We start from the raw sequence: 22616 nt of genomic DNA, 5'->3' as shown, positions 1-22616 counted from the left end.
TACCATGATCCACGCGCTTCGCAAGCCATGTGCGCTCCCATCATGTCGCATGCGGCGTTTGCTTTTAGCGGGGTGGCTGGTAGTCATATTCCTGAAATTGAATGAAAGAATGGCCATGATTCGAGTTTTCCTTACAAGTTTTGCGATCTCTGTTGGCCTTGTCGGCAGCTTGAGCGCCGAGATGCTCAAAGTGCAAAGCATCGCGCCGAATGTCTGGGCGTTGGAAGGACCAGCGGAAAATCGCAACGCTGAGAACTTGGGTAACAATGCGACTTTTGGATTAATCGAAACAACCCAAGGTGCTGTTCTGGTCGATCCCGGAGGCAGCTATAACGGAGCGGCGGCGATTGATGCGGTGATTTCAACTCTGACAGATCAGCCTGTAAAATTCGTTATCAACACGGGTGGTCAAGATCATCGCTGGCTGGGCAACGGGTATTGGCAGGCAAAGGGGGCGCAGGTTATCGCCTCGCAAAACGCCCACGCGGATCACCAGGATCGCGCGTCGATGCAACTGACGGTCCTCTCTCAATTAATTGGCGACGACGGGTTGAAGGGCACTGAGCCGAGTGTGCCCGATATCACCTTTGATGGCAGCTACGAGCTGACATTGGGAGAGACGGTGATTAGCATTCACAACCCTTTCGCGGCCCATACGCCCGGAGATAGTTTCGTTTGGCTGGCCGCCAGTAAAACCGTTTTCACTGGCGATATCGTTTATGTTGGCCGCGTTCTAGGAATCATGGATTTCTCGAGCTCGTCTGAGTGGATTGAGGCCTTTGATGCTATGGCCGCGCTTGAACCCGAGTACCTTGTTCCAGGACATGGACCAGCAACAACGCTTGCCGTCGCAAAGGCTGATACGTACGACTATTTGGTGAGTCTTCGCGAACAGATCGGCGCTCATATCGAAGAGGGTGGCGATATCATTGATGCGGTAAAAGTCGATCAATCTGCATTTGCGCATCTTGCTCAATTCGACGCGCTTGCAGGTCGCAATGCGCAACGTGTTTTTGAAGAAATGGAATGGGAGTAGGGTAGGTCAGATCTAAGAATCGGCTTCTCTTTCCACAAAGCACTCTAGGCCTCAAAAATCAGCAACCATACATCTGATGCGCATGTTTCCAGCAAATGAGCGCAAGGCGCATATTTTCCCCGCTGAATTGGGCAGTATTCGGCGACTCTGGCATTGTTGTGCCTCTAAGTAACCTCAATTTTCGATTAAACTGACGTGAAGTTTAACGAGGTGCTGATGTTATGGCCACGAATACAAACACCAATCCTGGAACGCAGGACGATCAAACGGTTAACGGAACAGCGACAGAAGACACGCTGACGGGAGCTTTGGGTGACGATACGATTTCTGGTGGCGCTGGCAATGATGTTCTGGCAGGCGACGGCCCCGTTGAGGGGGCATGGCACTTCGAAACCTATGATCGCAATTTTGGCAGCTCGGCAGGGCAAGCTTTCGATATCGAGACTGCGGGAAGTACGCGTACTGGCTCAGGATATGTTACGGATTTCAATGAAGGCGGGCTCACCAATACAGTTCGCGGGACATCAGGCAATCCAGAAGATTTCGGGGTCATTTACACCAGCACATTGAACACTGTCGCAGGCGGCACCTATCGCTTTACTACCGCTTCTGATGACGGTTCGACCCTGCAATTGTTTGATAGCAGCGGCAATCCGGTTCAGTTTGCCAATCAGACAGGCGGCACGCTCGACTATCTGAACAACGACTTTCACCAAGGTACCACCTCGCGCTTTGGTGACGCAATTCTTGATCCCAACGAGATCTATACCATCCAAATTCGTTATTGGGAAAACCTAGGCGGCGATACGCTTTCAGCCACGGTGAACGGTCCAGATACAGGCGGCGCGACGCAGAACCTGTTAACCTCGCCGATGATTGGTATGCCACCTGATCCCGATTACTCGGTGACAGGCGTTCCTTTTGGTGTTGAAGGTGACGACAGCATTGACGGCGGCGCTGGGGATGACACGATCGAAGGCAATGGCGGTGATGACACGCTGATCGGCGGCACAGGCGCAGATAGCCTAACGGGTGGAACCGGAGATGACACGTTCACCTTTGCCGCAGGTGACGGGAACGACACGATCAGCGATTTCAACGCTGGAAACAGCGGGGCGATCACCGACGGTGATCAAAGCAACAACGATTTTGTCGATCTGAGTGATTTCTACACGGACATTTCGGAAATGCGCGCTGATTTTCTGGACGATGGCGTTCTAAATCAGTCGGTTGGAGACTTCTCTGACAATACCGCAATGGGTGGCGGGATCGAATTTGAGGGCATCGCTGCAACGGATTTGACCTTCGACAATACAAATGTCGTTTGCTTCGCTAGTGGAACCGAAATTTCGACAACGAAAGGTGAGGTCGCAATCGAAGATCTCCAGATCGGCGACTTGGTGATGACGCGGGACAACGGGTTTCAGGAAGTGCGTTGGATTGGCAGTAAAACCGTCGATGGACGCGGACGCTTTGCGCCAATCCTGATCCGCGAAGGTGCGCTGGGAAATTCGTGTGATCTGCGGGTGTCGCCCCAGCATAGAATGCTACTGGTCGGTTGGCCAACCGAGGTTCTTTTTGGCGAAAACGAAGTTCTCGTAGCGGCCAAAATGCTAATTAACGATGCTTCAATTCGACCAGCACCTTGCGATGAAATCACTTATATTCATGTTCTGTTTGATGATCATGAGATTATCCGAGGTGCAGGTTGCTGGTCTGAAAGCTATCATCCATCGCCGCGCAACATCGCTGCGCTTGATGAGGATGCGCGCGACGAGTTTCTTGAATTGTTCCCTGCGCTCGAAAACATTGAACAGCTTGAGAGCGCACGTGTGAGCCTGAAGGCGCATGAAGCGGCTGCGCTCATTCAGCTGCACGCCCAAAGCTAAGCGCAATCGAGCGGGATTAGAGCGGCCAGAACACCAAAATCGCAGGGATCGAGACGGCGACGACGATGATCTCTAGCGGCAGGCCGATCTTCCAATAATCACCAAACTGGTACCCTCCGGGGCCAAGGATCAAAGTGTTGTTCTTGTGCCCAATCGGCGTGAGGAACGCGGAAGAGGCTGCAATCGCGACGGCCATGAGGAACGGGTCTGGCGATACGTTCAGCGAATGGGCCATTTGAATGCCTACGGGCGCTGCGACAATCGTCGTTGCTGTGTTATTCAAAACATCCGAAAGCGTCATTGTTACGACCATGAGGACCGTTAGGATTGCCCAAGCCGGCATGCCTTCTGTCAGTCCAACCAATGCGCCAGCGATCAATTCAGTTCCACCAGCTTGTTGCAATGCCGCGCCTAGCGGGATCATTGAGCCAAGCAATACAACGACGGGCCATTCGATATGGGTGTAAAGCTCGGACAGGGGGACGATTTTGGCCAAGACATAGGCCACGACCACACAGCCCAATGCGATGGGAAGGTAGACTAGCCCAAAACTCGCTGCGGCAACCGCAGCTGCGAACATTCCGATTGCCATCCAGACCTTGCTGTCTTGCGTGACCGCCAATCCGCGTTCAGCCAAAGGTAGGCATCCCAGCCACTCTGTTACATCCGGGCCGCGATCTTTGGGCACCAATAGCAAAAGGATGTCGCCTGCGCGCACTTCAGTGCGGCGAACGTGATCGCGAATAGATTTCCCTTCCCGAGAAATTCCCATCAAAACGGTGCGTTGGCGCCATGCTAGGCCAAGGGCTTGTGCTGTTTTGCCAGCAATGCGCGCTGTTTCGGTCACCACAACTTCGATCACATCCAGACCGTCGCCGTCGGCTTTCAGATGTTCTTCGCGTTTTACATCAGAAAAGGCGAGGCTCAGCGCGGCGCGAAATTCGTCTAAAGCGTCGGGTGACGCTTCGAGAACCAATGTGTCGCCGCCTTGCAGCACTGAGTTGCGCGCGCCGCCATAGCGTCGCTTGCCATCTCGAATGAGGCCCAATAAGCCAACGTCGGCTTTTTCTGCGTCGGTTTCTAATTCGGATAGGCGTTTGCCTATTAATTTGCTTTCACTGGGCACTGTCAGCTCGGCGATATAGGCAGATAGGTCATTGCTTGCCGTGCTTTCATCGTTGCGTGCTGGGATGAAACGCCAACCGATCAAGGCAACAAACGCCAGTCCTGCAATTGCCGCCACACCACCAACGGGGGCAAAGTCAAACATCTTGAAAGGCGCGCCAAGTTGCTCTTCGCGGATTGCCGCGATGATGATGTTTGGCGGCGTACCGATCAGCGTGACCATACCGCCAAGAATGGTCGCAAAGCTAAGAGGCATAAGCGAAAGCCCGGGCGAGCGTCCTGCTTTTCGCGCTGTTTGAATATCAACAGGCATCAGCAAGGCCAGTGCTGCGACATTGTTCATAAAGGCCGAAAGCACACCGCCGATGCCGCCCATCAATGCGATATGCCCGCCAAGCGAGCGCGAACTATCCACCAGCGTTCGCGTGATCAAAAACACAGCACCAGAGCGCACTAGACCTGCTGAGACGACCAAAACCAACGCGACCACCAATGTCGCGGGGTGACCAAAGCCGCTAAATGCGTCCTTGGTGTCTACGACGCCCAAGAGCACCCCAATCATAAGCGCTGAAAACGCCACCAAATCGTAGCGAAACCGCCCCCAAAGAAGCATGGCGAAAACGGCACCGAACAAGGAAAAAATGATGATCTGGTCTTGGGTCATGGGCGGCCTTTCATGTTGGGTTTAGCTTCATCGCAATTCCTGCAAAGATGCAACCGCATTGGGAGGGGAGCTTTTGTAGGGTTTGCTCATTCCAGCTTAAACGTTGCAGGCTTTTGATTTTGACATGAAACATGTGAACCTCGCCGATTATCCGCTGTATTCTTGGCGCGCTGATGTGGCGGTGCCAAAGTTTGCGGATACCGGGCATCTGACAGTGATGGACGCTAATTGTGGAATTTGCGCGAAGTCTGCGCGTTGGCTTGCACGCGCGGACAAGGGCGAGCAGTTTCGCATTATCCCCCTGCAATCGCCGCTTGGAAAAGCCTTGCTCTTTCACTTTGAGATAGATGCAGATGATCCGACGTCGTGGCTTTATCTCGAAAATGGCCGCGCGAGAACATCAATGGATGGTATGATTAGTGCAGGGACGCAATTGGGTGGATTATCCAACGGGTTGATCGTGTTTCGCATTTTGCCGCGCTTTGCTCAGGATTGGCTCTACAGGGTTTTAGCGCGCAACCGATACAAATGGTTCGGACATGCGGATCTTTGCGCGCTGCCCGATCCAGAAGTGCAAAAGCGCCTGCTTCAGTAAATCGCCAGTAATTACGGACAAAACCTTTGCGCAGGGTCTCGACCGGCGGGCGATGAGGTCTGCTTGCGAAGCGCTCCTTGGGCCGTTAGAACGGCGTTTAAACATGCATCACTATCGGAGAGCACCCCAATGGCAGGCCATTCAAAATGGGCAAATATTCAGCACCGCAAAGGGCGCCAAGATAAGCTGCGCTCAAAATTGTTTTCCAAATTCTCAAAGGAAATCACGGTCGCTGCAAAAATGGGTGATCCTGATCCGGATAAAAACCCGCGCCTGCGCCTTGCGGTGAAAGAAGCAAAGTCTCAGTCGATGCCAAAGGACAACATTGATCGTGCGATCAAGAAGGCGATTGGCGGCGAAGGCGATGATTACGAAGAAATTCGCTATGAAGGTTATGGTCCCAATGGCGTCGCGATTATCGTCGAAGCGATGACCGACAATCGCAATCGCACGGCCTCGACTGTGCGCTCGACATTTACCAAGAATGGCGGAAATCTGGGAGAAACGGGCTCTGTCGGGTTTATGTTCGATCGCAAGGGCCAGATCACCTATCCGGCAAGCGTTGGCGATGACGACACAGTTATGGAAGCTGCGATTGAAGCTGGCGCTGAGGATTGTGAAAGCTCTGAAGAGGGCCACTTGATCACCTGTGAGGACAGTGATCTGAACGAAGTTTCAACGGCTCTGGAAGCTGCGCTTGGTGAAAGCGAGAGCGCAAAACTTGTTTGGCAGCCGAACATCTCAACGGAGATGGATCTGGAGGGGATGACCAAACTTATGAAACTGATCGACGCGCTTGAAGATGACGACGACATTCAGCGCGTAACCGCAAATTTCGAAGCCTCGGATGAGGTTATGGAGCAGCTTTCTTAAAGCGCGATCAAGTCTCTGCAAAGACTACCGAACCCGATCTGCGAGCCATCGCATGATCGGGTTTTTTTGTGGGCGCAATAGCTCAAGGTGCAAAATTTTTGCTCGCGGTTGATCCGAGTAGATCAGTTCGGATGCCTCAAAAATGCGCTTATTGTATTGGTTCGGAAACACATAAAACTTGATGTCGGAGTCCCAGAGAAGTTCGCGGAATGTGACTTGATCGACGGGGAAACCCGCTTCAACAAAGGCTTTGCTCCAATCGTTGAAAAAGGCATTGACCCGCTCGCAAGATCGATACAGCAACACGCCGCAATTGATTTCGGGAAAAGCGCTTGGCACCTCTGTGCGCCACTGTTTGTTATGTCGAGGCCGATGCCAAAGCTGCACGTGCGCTCCGCAAATTTCGAACTTGCCCAGCAGGTCAAACAAACTGGCTAAATCTTCACGAACGATCGTGTCGTTGTCGAGATAGAGCGTTTCTTCGAACGGCGTTTCGGTCAGCAGATCAACTTTTGGACGGGCCAACCCTTCGGGAATACTGAATGCCTGATCAAATCCAGATGTGTCATCATCAGCGGCGCACCAAATGGCTGTGCCAAGTGATGGGTTCGAGGCTTTAACACTTGCCGCTGAGCGCCGTGCAACATCAACATGTTTGGCACCCCAAGCGATATAGAGGACGCCTCTTTTTGCGGATGTCGATGGTGTGTTCATGATGTTGCGCCTTTGCATGCGATGCGGGTCGGGGCTCTTTTAAACTCGCTTAGCCCAAGTGATTTAGCGCAGCAAGCCGAGAGCCAGATTAACACCGCACTTAGGCGCACGCGACACACGCATAAGCCAATCGAATGATCTTGAGTCTTTTTAGGAATAAATGCAGGAGTGTTCGAAAGTCTGTGCGCGAGAGGCCATCTATATGTCATCAATATTACCTGGTTTTGCTTTGAGCATCTCTCTTATTTTAGCAATCGGAGCACAAAACGCGTTTGTGTTAAAGCATGGCCTTCGAAGAGAGCATGTTTTACCGATCGTCCTTACCTGCGCATTGTCGGATGCTTTGCTAATCATCGCAGGTGTTGCAGGGTTTGGTGCGCTTGCACATGCTGTTCCTTGGTTTGAAACTGCGATGCGCTATGGCGGCGCGATTTTCTTGATCATTTATGGTTTGCAAAACGCGATATCTGCATGGCGCGGTGGGCAAGTGCTTGATAGTGAGGCGCAAAGCAGCCCGTCGCTGAAAGCGACACTGCTTACGTTGCTGGCGATAACCTTTCTGAACCCGCATGTTTATCTTGATACCGTTGTTTTGATCGGCTCGATCTCTGCGCAATATGACTCTCGTTTGGGTTTTGGTTTCGGCGCGGCGCTTGGCAGCTTTACCTTCTTTTTCTGCCTCGGCTATGGCGCACGCTTGCTCGCGCCAGTTTTTGCAAAACCGACGGCTTGGCGCGTGTTAGATGCCCTCATCGCGATCACCATGTGGCTTATTGCTTTGTCTTTGTTGCTCTAAGCTTGCACTTCAAACGGGGGAGTGATCTGTCAGTTTTATGGAGCAAAACGCGCAGCGCCCGCTTTTAGGTGTATTCTGGATGATCGTGACGGGGCTCTGCTTTGTTGCGGTTACGGCATTGGTCAAACTAAACGGCCCGCGCATTCCCGCAGCTGAAGCTGCCTTTTTGCGCTATGCGCTTGGTCTGGTGTTCTTACTGCCGATGCTTGGCACCTTAAAACGCACAAGGTTTACAGCGCGGATTTGGAAACTTTTTGCGCTTCGCGGGTTTTTCCACACATTTGGTGTGACGCTTTGGTTCTACGCCATGACGCAAATTTCCATCGCAGAAGTCACCGCGATGAACTATCTAACGCCCGTTTATGTCACCGTAGCAGCCGCGCTTTTCTTGGGTGAAACGCTCGCTTTTCGACGCATCCTTGCCGTGCTTTGCGCGTTGCTCGGCGCAATGATCATTTTGCGACCCGGCTTTCGTGAACTTAGTATGGGGCATTTAGCAATGATGGTCGTCGCTTTGGTGTTTTGCGTCTCGTATTTGACCGCCAAAATGCTGGCGGATGCAGTGCCAGCATCGATGGTCGTTGCGATGCTCTCGATCACAGTGGCGATTGGATTGACTCCTATGGCCTATGCAGTTTGGATACCGCCGACATGGGGGGAGGTGGCTCTGCTCTTTGCTGTGGCTTGCTTTGCAACTGCGGGGCATTTCACAATGACCTTGGCCTTTGCCAGCGCGCCTTTGACGGTGACGCAACCGGTGACGTTTCTTCAACTTCTATGGGCGGTGTCTTTGGGGTATTTTGCATTTGGTGAAGCTGTCGATTTTTGGGTGATCCTCGGTGGATTCGTGATCCTTGGCTCCGTCACATTCATTACGTGGCGCGAGGCTGTGCTTAAGCGTGGGACGGTAACGCCCGTTTCATACGAAACAAAGGTTTGACGATATCGTCAGTCTTCAGGTTTTGGCCAAGCTGCAGGTGTTATGATGCTGGTGAGGTTGACTTTTTTGGGCTGCGCTGGGCTCACCCCGCACGCGATAACTGCAAATTAACACTTTTAAAAGTATCGCGTGATCCGCAGCGCATAAGCATTTGAAACGCCGCTCTTTTCTGGGGTGTTCGCTGGGCTGATTTGCTTGCTTCATCAGAAATTCGTTAAGACATGCACTCAACATTTGCGAATTTTTGCGCGTTATTAGCGGTTTAGGGTGCACAATTCAGACCACACTTCAAGATTCACAGGTTGTTAACACGTCTCAAGCCTTGGGCGTTGAAGCCAAGGCGTCGGCCATTGCCAAATGAGCTGATTGTTGGGGAGGTTTTTCTTGATTGACGAGTCAATCAAAAACTCGCTATCGTTTCCAGCGCTAATCGTTGAGGAAATTTGATGCCTAAACTTGGGATGGAACCGATCCGCCGCGCAGCGCTGGTGACCGCGACGATTCATGAGATCGGCGAGCGCGGATCGCTTGATGTCACGGTTGGGGCCATCGCCAAACGTGCAGGCATGTCGTCGGCTTTGGCGCATCACTACTTCGGCGGTAAAGAGCAAATTTTTATCGCGGCTATGCGGCATACCTTGACGGTTTATGGCGATGAAGTGCGCGCTGCGCTGAGCAAGGCAACGACCTCACACGAGCGGGTGGAAGCAATCGTGCGCGCGTCTTTTTCTAGCTCGAACTTTCGCGCTGATGTTATCGCAGCATGGCTCAACTTTTATGTGCTGGCCCAGCACGTGCCTGAGGCCAAGCGCCTGCTTGCGATCTATCAAGCGCGGCTGCGCTCGAATCTCGTTCATGCGCTGCGTCCGTTGTTAGGCAGGCGCGCCCCAGAAGTTGCGTCGCGCATCGCAGCGCTGATTGACGGGGTCTATTTGCGACAGAGTTTGGTCAAATTGGCTACAGACCAATCCAATTCAACACGGCAGGTATTGGACTATCTGTCGATCGAACTTGAAAGGGCTGCGTGATGAGTAAGCCAAACATTCTAATTTTTATGGTGGATCAGCTGAACGGCACTTTCTTCCCTGATGGTCCTGCCGATTGGCTGCACGCGCCGAACATCAAAAAGCTTGCCGCGCGCTCCACGCGTTTCAAGAATGCCTATACGGCCAGCCCGCTCTGCGCGCCGGGCCGTGCTGCTTATATGTCGGGGCAATTGCCCTCTACGACGGGCGTTTACGATAACGCTGCCGAATTTCCTTCCTCCATTCCCACCTACGCACATCACCTGCGCCGCGCGGGCTATCAGACGTGCCTCTCTGGCAAGATGCATTTTGTCGGGCCAGATCAACTACATGGGTTTGAAGAGCGTCTGACTACAGACATCTACCCGCCAGATTTTGGCTGGACACCTGATTACCGCAAACCGGGTGAGCGCATCGATTGGTGGTATCACAACATGGGCTCCGTCACCGGTTCTGGCGTGGCTGAAATCACCAACCAGATGGAATACGACGACGAGGTCGCCTATCACGCGACGCGCAAAATCTATGACTATTCGCGCGGCAAAGATGATCGCCCGTGGTGCATGACCGTGAGCTTTACCCATCCGCACGACCCCTATGTTGCGCGGCGCAAATATTGGGACCTCTATGAAGATTGCGAACATCTGATGCCAGAGATCGGCCCGATCCCCTATGAGGATCAGGATGCCCATTCCAAACGCATTTTGGACGCCAATGATCGCGACAATTTCAACATTTCCGACGAGGATATCCAGCGTTCGCGCCGCGCTTATTTCGCCAATATCTCCTACCTCGATGACAAAGTCGGCGAGGTGATGGAAGCGCTGGAGAGCACCCGCCAAGAGGCGATCATCCTCTTTGTTGCAGATCACGGTGATATGCTGGGCGAGCGCGGATTGTGGTTTAAAATGTCCTTCTATGAGGGCTCCGCGCGTGTGCCTTTGATGATCTGCGCCCCTGACATGGAGACGGGCCTCGTTGAAACACCTGTCAGCAATATCGACGTATGCCCCACGCTTTGCGATCTGGCAGGGGTTAGCATGGATGAAGTCATGCCGTGGACAGAAGGTATGTCTCTCAAACCGATGGGCCAAGGGACCCCGCGCACCGCGCCTGTCGCGATGGAATACGCGGCAGAGGCCAGCTATGCGCCGCTTGTGTGCCTGCGCTATGGCAAATGGAAATACACCCGCTGCACGCTTGATCCCGATCAGCTGTTTGATCTGGACGCTGATCCGCATGAGTTGCACAACCTTGCAGACAGGCCCGAACACCAAGGTACCTTGCAAACTCTGCGCGCCAAGTCAGAGAAACGCTGGGATCTTGACCGTTTCGACGCAGACGTCCGCCAATCCCAAGCGCGCCGCTGGGTTGTCTATGAGGCGCTGCGCAATGGCGATTACTTCCCATGGGACTACCAGCCTCTGCAAAAAGCGTCCGAACGCTACATGCGCAATCACATGGACCTGAACATCCTCGAGGAAAGTCAACGCTTCCCAAGAGGCGAATAACCCCTTCATTTTCCCGAATAAACTCCCGCCGGAGGCACCATGCCCTATCCAACACAGCCCACCGCCAGTCATTTTATCAACGGCCAATATGTCGAAGACACAAGCGGCGCAGAAATCCCTGTGATTTACCCTGCAACTGGCGAGCAAATCGCCGTTGTGCACGAAGCCACGCCCTCGATTGTCGAGCAAGCGATCACCTCGGCCAAAGCCGCGCAAAAGGCTTGGGCCGCGTTATCTGGCACCGAACGTGGCCGCATTTTGCGCCGCGCGGCGGATATGATCCGCGAGCGCAATCACGATCTGTCGGTTCTTGAGACTTATGATACAGGCAAACCGCTGTCCGAGACGCTCTATGTGGACGCGACCTCTGGTGCGGATGCGCTTGAGTATTTCGGCGGGCTTGCTGGCTCTCTCACAGGCGAGCATATCCAACTGGGCGAGGACTGGGTCTACACCCGCCGCGAAGCGCTTGGCCTTTGCGTTGGCATCGGCGCGTGGAACTACCCGACACAAATCGCTTGCTGGAAAGGCGCGCCTGCGCTGGCGTGTGGCAACGCGATGGTGTTCAAGCCTTCCGAAACCACGCCGCTTTGCGCGCTCAAGGTCGCGGAAATCCTGCATGAGGCGGGTTTGCCAGCGGGTCTATATAACGTGATCCAAGGCACCGGCAAAGTCGGCGCGCCGCTCGTTACTGATCCACGTGTTGATAAGGTTTCGCTGACAGGCTCCGTGCCAACGGGTCGCAAAGTCTATGCCGCTGCTGCGGAGGGTATCAAACACGTCACGATGGAACTCGGCGGTAAGTCCCCGCTGATCATCTTTGACGATGCCTCACTAGAGGATGCAGTTGGTGGCGCGATCTTGGCGAATTTCTACAGCTCGGGGCAGGTCTGCTCAAACGGCACTCGGGTTTTCGTTCAGAAAGGCATAAAAGAAGCTTTCCTAACGCGTCTGCATGAGCGCCTTCAGGAAGCGCAAATTGGTGATCCACTGGACGAGGCGACCAATTTTGGGCCGATGGTCTCGGAAAACCAGATGAAGATCGTGCAAGGCTACATCGAGAAAGGCAAAGCCGAAGGCGCGCGTCTTGTCTGTGGTGGCAACGCCTTGCCGCGTGACGGTTTCTACCTTGAGCCGACAGTCTTTGCGGATGTCACAGACGAGATGACCATTGCGCGTGAAGAGATTTTTGGCCCCGTCATGGCTGTCTTTGATTTCGATACTGAGGAAGAGGCAATCACCCGCGCCAATGAAACCGAATTTGGTCTCTCCGCAGGCGTCTTCACCAGCGATCTTACGCGTGGCCATCGCGTTATTGCGCAGATCGAGGCGGGCTCATGCTTCATCAATTCCTACAACGACGCCCCAGTCGAAGCACCCTTTGGCGGCTCTAAACTCTCAGGCGTGGGGCGGGAAAACTCCAAAGCGGCAATCGAACATTATAGTCAAATGAAATCGGTCTACGTGCGCATGGGCGCAGTGGATGCACCGTTCTGATGCAGGCTGACTATGTCATAATTGGAGCGGGATCGGCAGGCTGCGCTATGGCCTACCGACTTAGCGAAGCGGGGCATTCGGTTATCGTGATTGAGTTCGGCGGTACGGACGTGGGTCCCTTCATCCAGATGCCAGCCGCGCTCAGCTATCCGATGAATATGTCGCGCTATGATTGGGGCTTTCGATCTGAACCCGAACCGCATCTGAACAATCGTAAACTCGCAACGCCGCGCGGCAAGGTGCTGGGTGGTTCGTCCTCAATCAATGGGATGGTCTATGTGCGGGGGCACGCGAAGGATTATGACCACTGGGCCGAAAGCGGCGCAGAGGGGTGGTCCTATGCTGATGTGCTGCCCTATTTCAAACGTATGGAGAATTGGCGCAGCGGCGGGCACGGCGGCGACAAATCGTGGCGCGGGCGCAAAGGGCCACTGCATGTCTCTCGCGGCCCACGGCGCAATCCCTTGTTCAAAGCGTTCGTAGAGGCGGGTCGTCAGGCAGGCTATGAGACAACGGACGACTACAACGGAGAAAAGCAAGAGGGCTTTGGCCCGATGGAGCAAACGGTCTACAGGGGGCGACGCTGGTCGGCTGCCAATGCTTACTTGCGGCCGGCTTTGAAGAACGGCAACTGCAAGGTTGTGAGCGCTTTGGCGGAGCGGGTTGTGATCCAAGGTGGCCGCGCGGTCGGCGTTGCATTGAGCGGCGGCAAAGTTGTCAGCGCAACACGCGAAGTCATTGTTGCCGCCAGTTCTATCAATTCGCCCAAACTATTGATGTTATCGGGCATCGGCCCTGCAGAACATTTGGCCGAGCATGGGATAGAAGTGATCGCAGATCGCCCGGGCGTGGGGCAAAACCTGCAAGACCATCTTGAGCTCTACATTCAAATGGCGGCGGCGAAACCGATTACCCTGTATCGATACTGGAATCTGGTCTCAAAGGCACTCATCGGCGCGCAATGGTTGATTTCCAAGACTGGGCTTGGCGCGTCTAATCAGTTTGAAAGCGCTGCATTTGTTCGATCGAAAGCGGGAGTTGAATATCCCGACATTCAGTATCACTTCCTCCCAATCGCGGTGCGTTATGACGGGCAAGCCGCGGCAGAAGGGCATGGGTTTCAGGCCCATGTCGGCCCGATGCGGTCACAAAGCCGGGGCAGCGTCACGCTGGGGTNNAGGCGCATGTTGGCCCGATGCGAAGCGGCTCTCGAGGCTCTGTCAGTTTAAGCAGTGCCGATCCGAGTGACGCACCCAAAATCATGTTCAACTACATGGAAAAACCTGAAGATTGGGAAGACTTTCGCACCTGCATACGCTTGACCCGCGAGGTTTTCGCGCAAGACGCATTCGCGCCATATGTGAAGCACGAAATTCAACCGGGCAAGGATGTACAAAGTGATGCAGAGCTGGATGCGTTTATCGCAGAACATGCAGAGAGCGCGTATCATCCTTGCGGAACCTGCAAAATGGGGCATGTGGATGATCCGATGGCGGTGGTTGATCCGAGTTGCCGTGTAATTGGCGTGCAGGGCCTTCGCGTTGCTGACAGTTCGATATTCCCACGGATTACCAATGGCAATCTGAACGGCCCGTCGATCATGGTGGGGGAGAAAGCCGCAGATCATATTTTGGGCGGCGAAATGCTTGCGCGNNGGCCAGCCCCTCGCGCTCCCCGAGATATTTAGGGACCAAAGAAGGGGCGCGTTAACCTTCGTTAACAAAACCGATTGAAAGTGGCGCGATCTGCTCTCATATCTGGGATATGTTAAGAGTTTGTTTACTTGTTTGTTTATGCCTGAGCAGCACGACTGTCCTTGCTGATGTTATGGGGCGAGTCCGTGTTATTGATGGCGACACATTTGATGTCGCTGGCGTTCGGGTGCGTGTTCATGGAATTGATGCGCCAGAAACCGACCAAACCTGTGAAACAGAGCAAGGGACGCGCTGGGCCTGCGGGGCTTGGGTGACGTCCAGCGTGGCCGTGATGTATGATGGGAAACGCGCGATCTGTCGCGAGGTTGATCAAGATCGCTATGGCCGTATTGTTGCGCGGTGCGAAATCGCTGGGCGCGATGTTGGTCAGCAGTTGGTGTCGCGCGGGCTTGCCTTTGCCTATCGCAAATATTCCATGGCCTATGATCTGGATGAAAAAGGCGCCGCCGTGAATGATCGAGGCTTGCACGCCTCGCGCGTTCAAGACCCTGCGCAATTTCGCAAAACAAGGGCAAAAGGTAGAATTCCAATCGATAAGAATTGCGCGATCAAGGGCAATATCACAAAGAGCGGGAAGATTTTTCATGTCCCCGGCCAACGCGATTATGAGCGTACGGGAATCAACCTCGCTAAAGATGAACGTTGGTTTTGCACCGAGCATGAAGCGCGCGCTGCGGGGTGGAGAAAAGCGCGCAGATAAAAGCAACAATTGATGCGGATCAAAGTTGGCTTTTCAAAAGTGGATCATGGTGAATGCGACACTAAATGCAGAGGAAGAATACCATGTCCAACACGCCGCACGAACTTGCCGAGGAATTCCCACAGCATGTTGAAAAGATGAGCGCCTTGAAGGTTTCAAATGCGCATTTTGCCAAGCTGTTTGAGAGTTATCATGACGTGAACCGCGCAGTGCACCGCGCCGAAACGAATATTGAGCCAATGGAGCAATTGGCCGAAGTTGAGTTGCGCAAGACGCGTTCGCGTCTGAAGGACGAAATTGCCGCAATGCTGAACGACTAATGACCTTTGCAAAGTCGGGTGGCCGCGCTCTAGCAAAGCTATCCGACTTCGTAAGGCAAAACGCCGCGCGTGTTGCAGTCGACGCGCAAACGTCGCTCAAGCGGCGGGACAGAGCGTTGATGGCAATTGGTGCGCTCGCAAATGCGGCATGAAATCCCGATGGGTTCGTAGGCTGAGGCGTTCGATACATCGAGGCTGTCTGCATAGACGAGCTGGCTGGCATGGGTCACTTCGCAGCCCAATGCAATTGCAAAGCGGCGCACAGGTGCCCCGAACGAGCCGCCAGGTTTCAATACATCCCGCGCGAGCGAAATGTAGCGCACACCGTCGGGTGTTTCTGCGAGCTGGCGAACAAATCGACCGGGCGTTTCAAAGGCGCGGTGGACATTCCACAAAGGACAGGCCCCGCCAAAGCGGGCAAACTGCAGGCGCGTCGCGCTATGGCGCTTGGTGATGGAACCGGCTTGATCGACCCTGACAAAGAAAAAGGGAATTCCCTTGGCTGCTGGGCGTTGCAGCGTCGAAAGGCGGTGCGCGACTTGCTCGACGGATGCGCCAAAAAGGATGGCGAGGCGTTCAAGATCGTGACGCGTTTCGCGAGCCGCTTCCAAGAACGGACTGTAGGGCATCAGTGCAGCGCCCGCGTAGTAATTGGCTAGACCAATCTTGGCGATCGCGCGCGCTTCGACGGTTTGGAAGCGCGCTAGGTCTAACGTCGCTTCGAGTAGCTTTTCCTGAGTGATCAGGGCCAACTGCATAAGCATTTGGAAGCTTTGGGTCGCGGGCGCGGCATAGGAGGAAATGGTCAATCTGCGCGCTTCGGGGTCATAGCGGCGTAGCGCATCCACAGGGGCAAAGCGCAGCTCGATGCCATGTTGGCGGAAGCTGGCGAGGACGCGTTCGCGAATTGTCGCATCACGCGGGCCTTTGGAGGCGAAGTTCTCGGCTGCACGATCTACGGCGTCGATGTAATTGTCGCAGTAATGAAAGAAGTCACGCACATCTTCCCATGGACTTGGTTGTAGTTGACCGTCTTCGCGGCCCAAAGCTTCGTCAAGAGAGGCAAGGCGTTCGTGCGTTTGGCGATAGGCGCGGTGCAGTTCTAGAAACGCGCGCGCAAGGGCAGGGGCGTTTGATGCAGTCAGGCGCAAATCTGCAAGAGGTGGTTCAATTGCATCCAGCACGGGATCGGCAAGGGCTTCGCGCATATCTGTGACCAAGCGCTCGGCATCGCCAGAGCTGAGCTCGGTTACGTCGAACCCGAATTCCTGTGCTAGAGCGAGAACGACGGTCGTCGAGAGCGGCCGTTTGTTGTTCTCCATCTGGTTTAGGTAGGGCAACGAAACGCCGAGCTTGCTGGAAAAGTCTTTTTGCGTCAGCGCAACCTGCGTGCGCAGCTCACGCAGTTTGGAGCCAGCGTAGATCTTTTGAAGGGCCATGTCGCATCTCTTTGCAGCTTTGCATTTCGAAAAGGATAGCTTTGCAAAGCCTGTTCGGCAAGGTTTATGCGCCGATCTGCTTGGCGCGCCAAATTACGACGAGCGCCGCGGCAAATCCTCCGATTGATGTTACTGCCATTAGGAAAAGAACAGGCATTGCGCTTGTGCCGCCAGCGACAGCAAGGCCCGCGAGCGCTGAGAGTAGCGCACCTAATCCGATCATGATTGCGCCGCCGAGGCCAGAGGCAGTTCCAGCAAGATGGGGTCGCACCGAGAGCATGCCAGAGGTAGCATTGGGGATGGTTAACCCATTGCCAATGCCAACAAAGGTCATAAAGCCAAAAAAGCTAGTCACGCTGCCAAATCCAAGGCCAAAGACAATCAATGGGATGAGCGTTGCGATGCTGGTCGTCAGGGCACCAATCAAAACCATGCGATTCAAGCCGACGCGTGCCGAGTAGCGACCAGAGAAGAAGTTGCCTAGGAAATATCCCAAAGCAGGGGCTCCAAAGTAGAAGCCAAGAGAGGCTGGCGAAAGATTGAAAATTTCTGTTCCGATGTAGGGGGCACCGCCGAGATAGGAAAAGAAAGCACCTGACGACAGGCCCGACGCCAGAGAATAGCCCCAGAAGCGGGGGGAGGCGAATAGCTCGGGGTAGTGCGCGAATTGTTGTTTGAGGGTCTCGCCGGTTGCGCGTTTGGTTTCACCAAGGTCGTAAAAGCAAATCCAGAATAAACCGCTGCCAGAGGCAACCATCAACCAGAACGATGCTTTCCAATTAAATGCCTCTTCCAACACCCCGCCCACGATCGGACCGAGCATTGGCACCACGGCCATGCCCATTGTCACATACCCAATCATCGAGGCAGCTTGTTCGGCGGGAATCACATCGCGCACGATTGCGCGACTCAATACCATCGCGGTCACAATGATGGCTTGGCACATGCGGAAAACAAGAAAGATGGTGGCATTGGGGGCGTAAATGCAGCCCAGCGACGCCAAAGTGAAAAGCGCAAGTCCCCAAAGGATCACAGGGCGGCGCCCGAGGTTGTCGGAAATTGGCCCGACGATGATCTGCAAAATAGCGTTCACCGCGAAGTAGGCTGCGACAGACATCTGCAAGACCCAATATTCGGTCTCGAAGTAAGCCGCCATATTCGGCAGTGAAGGCAGGAATACATTCATTGCTAACGCGGCAATGCCGGCGAGTAGAATGAGCGTAATGATATGGGGTGGCGTGGACCGATCGAGGAACCGCGCAGAATAACCGTTGTTCATTATACTGATCTACCTTGCGAAGTGGCGCGGGAACAGCGACTTCTTTACGACGTTGCGGCGCTTGGGGTGCTTTGCGCGTTCGATGTTGAATTTGCAAATTTGCTATTAGCAGGTCGAGTTTCACTCGAGATTTGCAAATTTGCGACAAATAGCTTTTTTTCTGCATCGCGGCAGGCTATCGCAGGGCAGCTAAGACAAGAAGTAGATCAGGCGCAATGTGTGCGTGCTTATCAGTACGCGCTCAAAAGGGCGCAAGAAGGGACATGCGATGAAAGATATTCTGCAAGAACTCTCAGACCGCCGCGCGGATGCTCGGCTTGGTGGTGGACAACGACGCATCGACAGTCAGCACGCACGCGGCAAGCTGACCGCGCGCGAGCGGATTGAACTGTTGCTTGATGAAGGTAGCTTTGAAGAATTCGATATGTTCGTCGCCCACCGCTGCACCGACTTTGGCATGGAAGACAACAAGCCTGCAGGCGATGGTGTCATTACAGGCTGGGGTACGATCAATGGTCGTATGGTCTATGTCTTCTCTCAGGACTTCACGGTTCTTGGCGGCTCTGTTTCTGCAACGCACGCAATGAAGATTTGTAAGATCCAAGACATGGCAATCCAGAACGGCGCGCCCATCATTGGTCTGAACGACTCAGGCGGTGCGCGTATTCAAGAGGGTGTCGACGCGCTCGCAGGATATGCCGAGATTTTCCAGCGCAACATTATGGCGTCCGGTGTAATCCCGCAGATTTCTGTGATCATGGGGCCATGCGCGGGCGGCGCGGTTTACTCGCCTGCGATGACCGACTTTATCTTCATGGTGAAAGACACGTCCTATATGTTCGTGACTGGCCCTGACGTTGTAAAAACAGTTACAAACGAAGTCGTCACAGCCGAAGAGCTTGGCGGTGCATCTACGCATACCAAAAAATCATCCGTTGCGGATGGTGCGTTTGAAAATGATGTTGAAGCGCTTGCGGAAGTGCGCCGGCTCGTGGACTTCCTGCCGCTCAATAACCGTGAAAAGCCGCCTGTGCGTCCATTCTTTGATGAGCCGGGTCGTATCGAGCAGTCATTGGATACATTGATCCCAGACAACGCAAATGCGCCCTACGACATGAAAGAGCTGATCACCAAGATCGCGGACGAAGGTGACTACTACGAGATCCAAGAGGATTTCGCCAAGAACATCATCACCTGCTTTATCCGCCTCGAAGGTCAGACAGTCGGCGTTGTGGCAAACCAGCCAATGGTTCTAGCGGGCTGCCTTGATATCGACAGCTCGCGCAAAGCGGCGCGTTTTGTGCGTTTCTGCGATGCGTTTGAAATTCCAATCCTGACACTTGTTGATGTTCCCGGCTTCCTGCCAGGCACGTCTCAGGAATATGGCGGCGTGATCAAGCACGGTGCAAAGCTGCTCTTTGCTTATGGTGAAGCGACGGTTCCAAAGGTCACTGTGATTACGCGTAAAGCGTACGGTGGCGCCTATGACGTTATGGCGTCCAAGCACCTGCGCGGTGATTTCAACTACGCATGGCCAACCGCCGAGATCGCTGTGATGGGCGCGAAAGGTGCGACAGAGATTATCCACCGCGCTGATCTCGGTGATGCTGAGAAAATTGCGCAGCATACCGCAGATTACGAGGATCGCTTTGCGAACCCGTTTGTTGCAGCAGAGCGTGGTTTTATCGACGAAGTGATCCAACCGCAAAGCACACGTAAACGCGTGAGCCGTGCCTTCGCATCGCTGCGTGGCAAGCAGTTGAAGAACCCGTGGAAAAAGCACGACAACATTCCGCTGTAAATCGGCAAACTGCAAGGTAAGGCCATCAAAGCATGACCCAGAGTAACTGGCATACACTACGTGAGGGCGCGCGCACGACTGTTGCGCGCCACTTGCCTGTGCGCTTTGATGTTTCTGCCTCGGCGGAGTTTCCTGATGGGAATGCAGCGCGGCTTGCGCATATGATCCGCCAGGATATGTGGCGGGCCTTGCAAAACCTGCGCGGGTTTTCTCCGGTTGTTCAGGTCGAAAAGTCAGAAGGCACTATGAAAGTGACAGCTGGCGGCCGTGTTCTGGGCTTAGTCACGTCAGGTCTTGAAGGTAGGATTGGCGCATTGTTGAACGACGCTGGCTTAAGGCGGCGTTGGATCGCTTGCGCCGCGAAGGGGCAGTCATGAACGCTTGCATACAAAACCTGCTCGCTCGGGCCGCAAAAGCGATCGGTTCCGTGCTTGCCTGCACTTTGTGTTTTAGCGGTTTGGCCTTGGCGCAGTTGTCCGTCGCTGTGCCGTCTGGTCAAACAGTGACCTTCCTTGAAAAGCGCGTTGACCTTGAGGCGAATATCGTTCGGCTCCGCTTTGTCGCGCCTGATCTGGCCAGCCCCTTAACACGCCCGTCGTTTGAGGCAATTGGAGATGATCTGGAAGCGCTATGCTCCGAGTTTGGCCTAAAAGAACTTCTCAAAGATGCACCGCGCCCAAACCAGATCGTTGTGTCATTGTCAGCGCAACCGATTGAATTTGGTGTGGCGGATACGGACGTTCAGCAAGTTTTTGAAGCATTTAGCGTCCAGAACGAGACCTGCATGTTGGAGATGTTTTGATGGAACCACAATATGTTGCGCAGCGAAGCTCATCCAATGGCGTGATTGAGGCTTCTGAGTCACAACGCGCCGACTTGCGCGCCTGTGCATATCTTTTTGAGACCCGCTCGCATAGAGTGGGCGGCAGGTTCACCCAATGGACCTATACCTCGAGAGGGACAGGGCTGCAGGGTTCTCCTGTGGACTTGAAACGCAATTGTGACAGGAGATTAACATGTCCAAAAGCATCAAATTGCTTGCCGTACTCGGCGTTGCCTTCGCAGCGTCCGCTTGCGCACGTAAAGCACCGGTTGAAGAGTTTGTCGTTGTTGACCCAGCGCCAATCTCTGTTGAGCCGACATACACAGGTAAGTACAAGTAACTTAGCTGCGGGGCAGGCGTTCGCGCCTGCCTCGACCCAAGACCTGTCGCACCAATTCGGGGGTGCGTCATGGCACTAGCGTATATGCTAAAACATCGCGGCTTTCCTGGCCGTCTTCCCGGAACAGATTTCCAATTTACACTTCGCCGCGCGAACCCTAAAGGGGCAACGCCGATTGAGCGCCGTGAACGCAATGCGGATCGCAGGCCCGCTGATCGACGCGCTGACGCTGGCTTTATCGCTGCTCTGTGGGAAAATTTTGGTGCAGAGCCCTTTGAGCGTGGCAATTTAGATGCAGGGCGCCTGAATTGGCTCTTCGGGCGCGAAGTGCTGCCCTATAGCGATCCCTTTGACCCTGCGGATTATGAGGCGATGTTGATCCTTGATCCGCGTGCGGCCGAGCTGTCTTTCCCGGATGCAACGGACTGGAGCGCGTCGGCATGATTTCGCGCAAGGTATTGGAACTTCGGCAGGATCAAGCCTGTTTGATGCCGCGCGCGAGACAAGGCTTTGCCTCTCGTCGGTTTCTTTGCATCGTTCATGCAGTGAAGTTGCACCTTGTTTCAGGTGAATCTTGGAACGTAGCTTTCCGTAACCCTTCCCCTTGGCGGCAGTCTGATGCTACGCTGCATTTGCTGCCGCCTTTTTTCATTTCTGCGGCATCGAAACATAACTTCGAAAGAGAGATAGAATGTCTAAATTCGCAAAATTTGCTTCAGCGATCGTTTTGTCCGCGAGTCTCGCAGGCTGCGTGTCCCAACCAAACCCTCAAGTTCAAGGCGTTGCTGCTGGTGCAGCTATCGGCGCGCTTGCAGGTAAAGCAATTGGTGGAAGCAATTCAGACGTCGCCGCTGGCGCTATTCTTGGTGCGATCACTGGCGCGGCTGCGACAGCCAACTAACAAGCAATTCGCGCAGCGTTTCGCTGCGATAACACACTTACGCGAACGCCGTTTTGCCCCATTGGGCAAAGCGGCGTTTTGCGTTGCTACGTAATACGAAAAGGACCTCCACATGTTCAATAAGATCCTGATTGCCAATCGCGGCGAGATCGCGTGCCGCGTGATTAAGACGGCAAAGAAGATGGGCATCTCAACTGTTGCTATCTATTCTGACGCCGACAAGAACGCGCTTCATGTGGAAATGGCCGACGAGGCGATCCACATCGGACCGCCCCCGGCAAACCAATCGTATATCGTCATCGATAAGGTCATGGACGCGATTAAGCAAAGCGGCGCGCAGGCGGTTCACCCGGGCTATGGCTTTTTGTCCGAGAACTCCAAGTTCGCTGAGGCTTTGGCAGACGCTGGCGTGGCCTTTGTTGGCCCCCCAGTTGGTGCGATTGAAAAGATGGGGGACAAGATCACCTCCAAGAAGATCGCTCAGGATGCCAAGGTTTCCACGGTTCCGGGCTACATGGGCCTGATCGAGGACGCGGATGAAGCGGTCAAAATCTCGAACGAGATTGGCTATCCTGTGATGATCAAAGCCTCCGCTGGTGGCGGCGGTAAAGGCATGCGTATCGCATGGAACGA

22 protein-coding genes and 2 pseudogenes are annotated in these 22616 nt (G+C 54.2%); 20 read left to right on the top strand and 4 right to left on the bottom strand.

Annotation, left to right across the window (positions count from 1 at the left end):
* Positions 1 to 115: 115 nt before the first annotated feature.
* Positions 116 to 1036: an MBL fold metallo-hydrolase gene (locus tag ACRBCU_RS14335; RefSeq protein WP_431366077.1), complete on the top strand. Its 921-nt coding sequence runs from the start codon at positions 116 to 118 to the stop codon at positions 1034 to 1036.
* A gap of 221 nt (positions 1037 to 1257) precedes the next feature.
* On the top strand, positions 1258 to 2925 hold the full coding sequence (locus ACRBCU_RS14330; protein WP_431366076.1) for a Hint domain-containing protein: 1668 nt from the start codon (positions 1258 to 1260) through the stop codon (positions 2923 to 2925).
* A 16-nt stretch (positions 2926 to 2941) separates the two neighbouring features.
* Here the strand turns inward: ACRBCU_RS14330 and ACRBCU_RS14325 are convergent, their stop codons facing one another.
* Positions 2942 to 4714 (bottom strand): SLC13 family permease, encoded by a 1773-nt coding sequence (locus tag ACRBCU_RS14325; protein ID WP_431366075.1) that lies wholly within the window; start codon positions 4712 to 4714, stop codon positions 2942 to 2944.
* 124 nt (positions 4715 to 4838) lie between these two features.
* Between ACRBCU_RS14325 and ACRBCU_RS14320 the strand changes: the two genes are divergently transcribed.
* Together ACRBCU_RS14320 and ACRBCU_RS14315 are read left to right on the top strand one after the other, a co-directional pair.
* Positions 4839 to 5309 (top strand): thiol-disulfide oxidoreductase DCC family protein, encoded by a 471-nt coding sequence (locus tag ACRBCU_RS14320; protein ID WP_431366074.1) that lies wholly within the window; start codon positions 4839 to 4841, stop codon positions 5307 to 5309.
* 129 nt (positions 5310 to 5438) lie between these two features.
* Positions 5439 to 6182, top strand: coding sequence for a YebC/PmpR family DNA-binding transcriptional regulator (locus tag ACRBCU_RS14315; RefSeq protein ID WP_431366073.1), 744 nt, complete (start codon positions 5439 to 5441; stop codon positions 6180 to 6182).
* Between the two features lie 24 nt (positions 6183 to 6206).
* Here ACRBCU_RS14315 and ACRBCU_RS14310 read toward each other — a convergent pair whose 3' ends face one another.
* Complete coding sequence (locus ACRBCU_RS14310; protein WP_431366072.1) at positions 6207 to 6896, bottom strand: hypothetical protein; 690 nt, start codon at positions 6894 to 6896, stop codon at positions 6207 to 6209.
* Between the two features lie 202 nt (positions 6897 to 7098).
* On the opposite strand from ACRBCU_RS14310, the gene ACRBCU_RS14305 reads away from it, so the two are divergent.
* The 9 genes and pseudogenes from ACRBCU_RS14305 (at position 7099) to ACRBCU_RS14265 (ending at position 15400) form a co-directional block, all read left to right on the top strand.
* Positions 7099 to 7692, top strand: a complete 594-nt coding sequence (locus tag ACRBCU_RS14305; protein WP_431366071.1) for a LysE/ArgO family amino acid transporter — start codon at positions 7099 to 7101, stop codon at positions 7690 to 7692.
* A 37-nt stretch (positions 7693 to 7729) separates the two neighbouring features.
* Entirely contained in the window at positions 7730 to 8632 is a 903-nt protein-coding gene (locus ACRBCU_RS14300) for a DMT family transporter (protein ID WP_431366070.1), read from the top strand.
* Between the two features lie 446 nt (positions 8633 to 9078).
* Positions 9079 to 9660, top strand: coding sequence for a choline-binding transcriptional repressor BetI (gene betI, locus ACRBCU_RS14295; RefSeq protein WP_431366069.1), 582 nt, complete (start codon positions 9079 to 9081; stop codon positions 9658 to 9660).
* Positions 9660 to 11168 carry a choline-sulfatase gene (betC, locus tag ACRBCU_RS14290; protein WP_431366068.1) on the top strand — a complete coding sequence of 503 codons (1509 nt, stop codon included), beginning with the start codon at positions 9660 to 9662 and terminating at the stop codon, positions 11166 to 11168. The genes betI and betC overlap by 1 nt, the downstream gene beginning before the upstream one ends.
* A gap of 39 nt (positions 11169 to 11207) precedes the next feature.
* Positions 11208 to 12665, top strand: coding sequence for a betaine-aldehyde dehydrogenase (betB, locus tag ACRBCU_RS14285; RefSeq protein ID WP_431366067.1), 1458 nt, complete (start codon positions 11208 to 11210; stop codon positions 12663 to 12665).
* A pseudogene (locus ACRBCU_RS14280) lies at positions 12665 to 13841 on the top strand (choline dehydrogenase); the annotation flags it as partial. The gene betB and the pseudogene ACRBCU_RS14280, both read left to right, overlap by 1 nt.
* Positions 13842 to 13843: 2 nt before the next feature.
* A pseudogene (locus ACRBCU_RS14275) lies at positions 13844 to 14318 on the top strand (GMC oxidoreductase); the annotation flags it as partial.
* Between the two features lie 174 nt (positions 14319 to 14492).
* Positions 14493 to 15080, top strand: a complete 588-nt coding sequence (locus tag ACRBCU_RS14270) for a thermonuclease family protein (RefSeq protein ID WP_431366066.1) — start codon at positions 14493 to 14495, stop codon at positions 15078 to 15080.
* A gap of 83 nt (positions 15081 to 15163) precedes the next feature.
* Positions 15164 to 15400 (top strand): YdcH family protein, encoded by a 237-nt coding sequence (locus ACRBCU_RS14265; protein ID WP_431366065.1) that lies wholly within the window; start codon positions 15164 to 15166, stop codon positions 15398 to 15400.
* A gap of 38 nt (positions 15401 to 15438) precedes the next feature.
* Here ACRBCU_RS14265 and ACRBCU_RS14260 read toward each other — a convergent pair whose 3' ends face one another.
* Together ACRBCU_RS14260 and ACRBCU_RS14255 are read right to left on the bottom strand one after the other, a co-directional pair.
* Positions 15439 to 16839, bottom strand: a complete 1401-nt coding sequence (locus ACRBCU_RS14260; RefSeq protein ID WP_431366064.1) for a helix-turn-helix domain-containing protein — start codon at positions 16837 to 16839, stop codon at positions 15439 to 15441.
* Between the two features lie 64 nt (positions 16840 to 16903).
* Positions 16904 to 18118 carry a multidrug effflux MFS transporter gene (locus tag ACRBCU_RS14255; protein WP_431366063.1) on the bottom strand — a complete coding sequence of 405 codons (1215 nt, stop codon included), beginning with the start codon at positions 18116 to 18118 and terminating at the stop codon, positions 16904 to 16906.
* Positions 18119 to 18386: 268 nt separating this feature from the next.
* Here ACRBCU_RS14255 and ACRBCU_RS14250 point away from each other — a divergent pair, with 268 nt between their 5' ends.
* The 7 genes from ACRBCU_RS14250 to ACRBCU_RS14220 all read left to right on the top strand — a co-directional run.
* Complete coding sequence (locus tag ACRBCU_RS14250; protein ID WP_431366062.1) at positions 18387 to 19919, top strand: acyl-CoA carboxylase subunit beta; 1533 nt, start codon at positions 18387 to 18389, stop codon at positions 19917 to 19919.
* Between the two features lie 32 nt (positions 19920 to 19951).
* Positions 19952 to 20296: a hypothetical protein gene (locus ACRBCU_RS14245; RefSeq protein ID WP_431366061.1), complete on the top strand. Its 345-nt coding sequence runs from the start codon at positions 19952 to 19954 to the stop codon at positions 20294 to 20296.
* The gene (locus ACRBCU_RS14240; RefSeq protein ID WP_431366060.1) at positions 20293 to 20721 is read left to right on the top strand and encodes a DUF6497 family protein; all 429 of its coding nucleotides are present in this window, start codon (positions 20293 to 20295) and stop codon (positions 20719 to 20721) included. Before ACRBCU_RS14245 ends, ACRBCU_RS14240 begins: the two co-directional genes overlap by 4 nt.
* A 214-nt stretch (positions 20722 to 20935) precedes the next feature.
* A complete protein-coding gene (locus ACRBCU_RS14235; protein ID WP_431366059.1) occupies positions 20936 to 21082 on the top strand; it encodes a hypothetical protein in 147 nt (48 codons plus the stop codon).
* 84 nt (positions 21083 to 21166) lie between these two features.
* Positions 21167 to 21526, top strand: a complete 360-nt coding sequence (locus tag ACRBCU_RS14230) for a hypothetical protein (protein WP_431366158.1) — start codon at positions 21167 to 21169, stop codon at positions 21524 to 21526.
* A gap of 247 nt (positions 21527 to 21773) precedes the next feature.
* A complete protein-coding gene (locus tag ACRBCU_RS14225; RefSeq protein ID WP_431366058.1) occupies positions 21774 to 21983 on the top strand; it encodes a hypothetical protein in 210 nt (69 codons plus the stop codon).
* 112 nt (positions 21984 to 22095) lie between these two features.
* A partial coding sequence (locus tag ACRBCU_RS14220) for a biotin carboxylase N-terminal domain-containing protein (protein WP_431366057.1) occupies positions 22096 to 22616 on the top strand: 521 nt, incomplete at its 3' end.

Origin of the sequence: Planktotalea sp., assembly GCF_050633725.1 — a bacterium.
Classification (GTDB): Bacteria; Pseudomonadota; Alphaproteobacteria; order Rhodobacterales; family Rhodobacteraceae; genus Planktotalea.
Note: the sequence above shows the minus strand (reverse complement) of the source record. Positions and strands in the feature narration are given on the sequence as shown.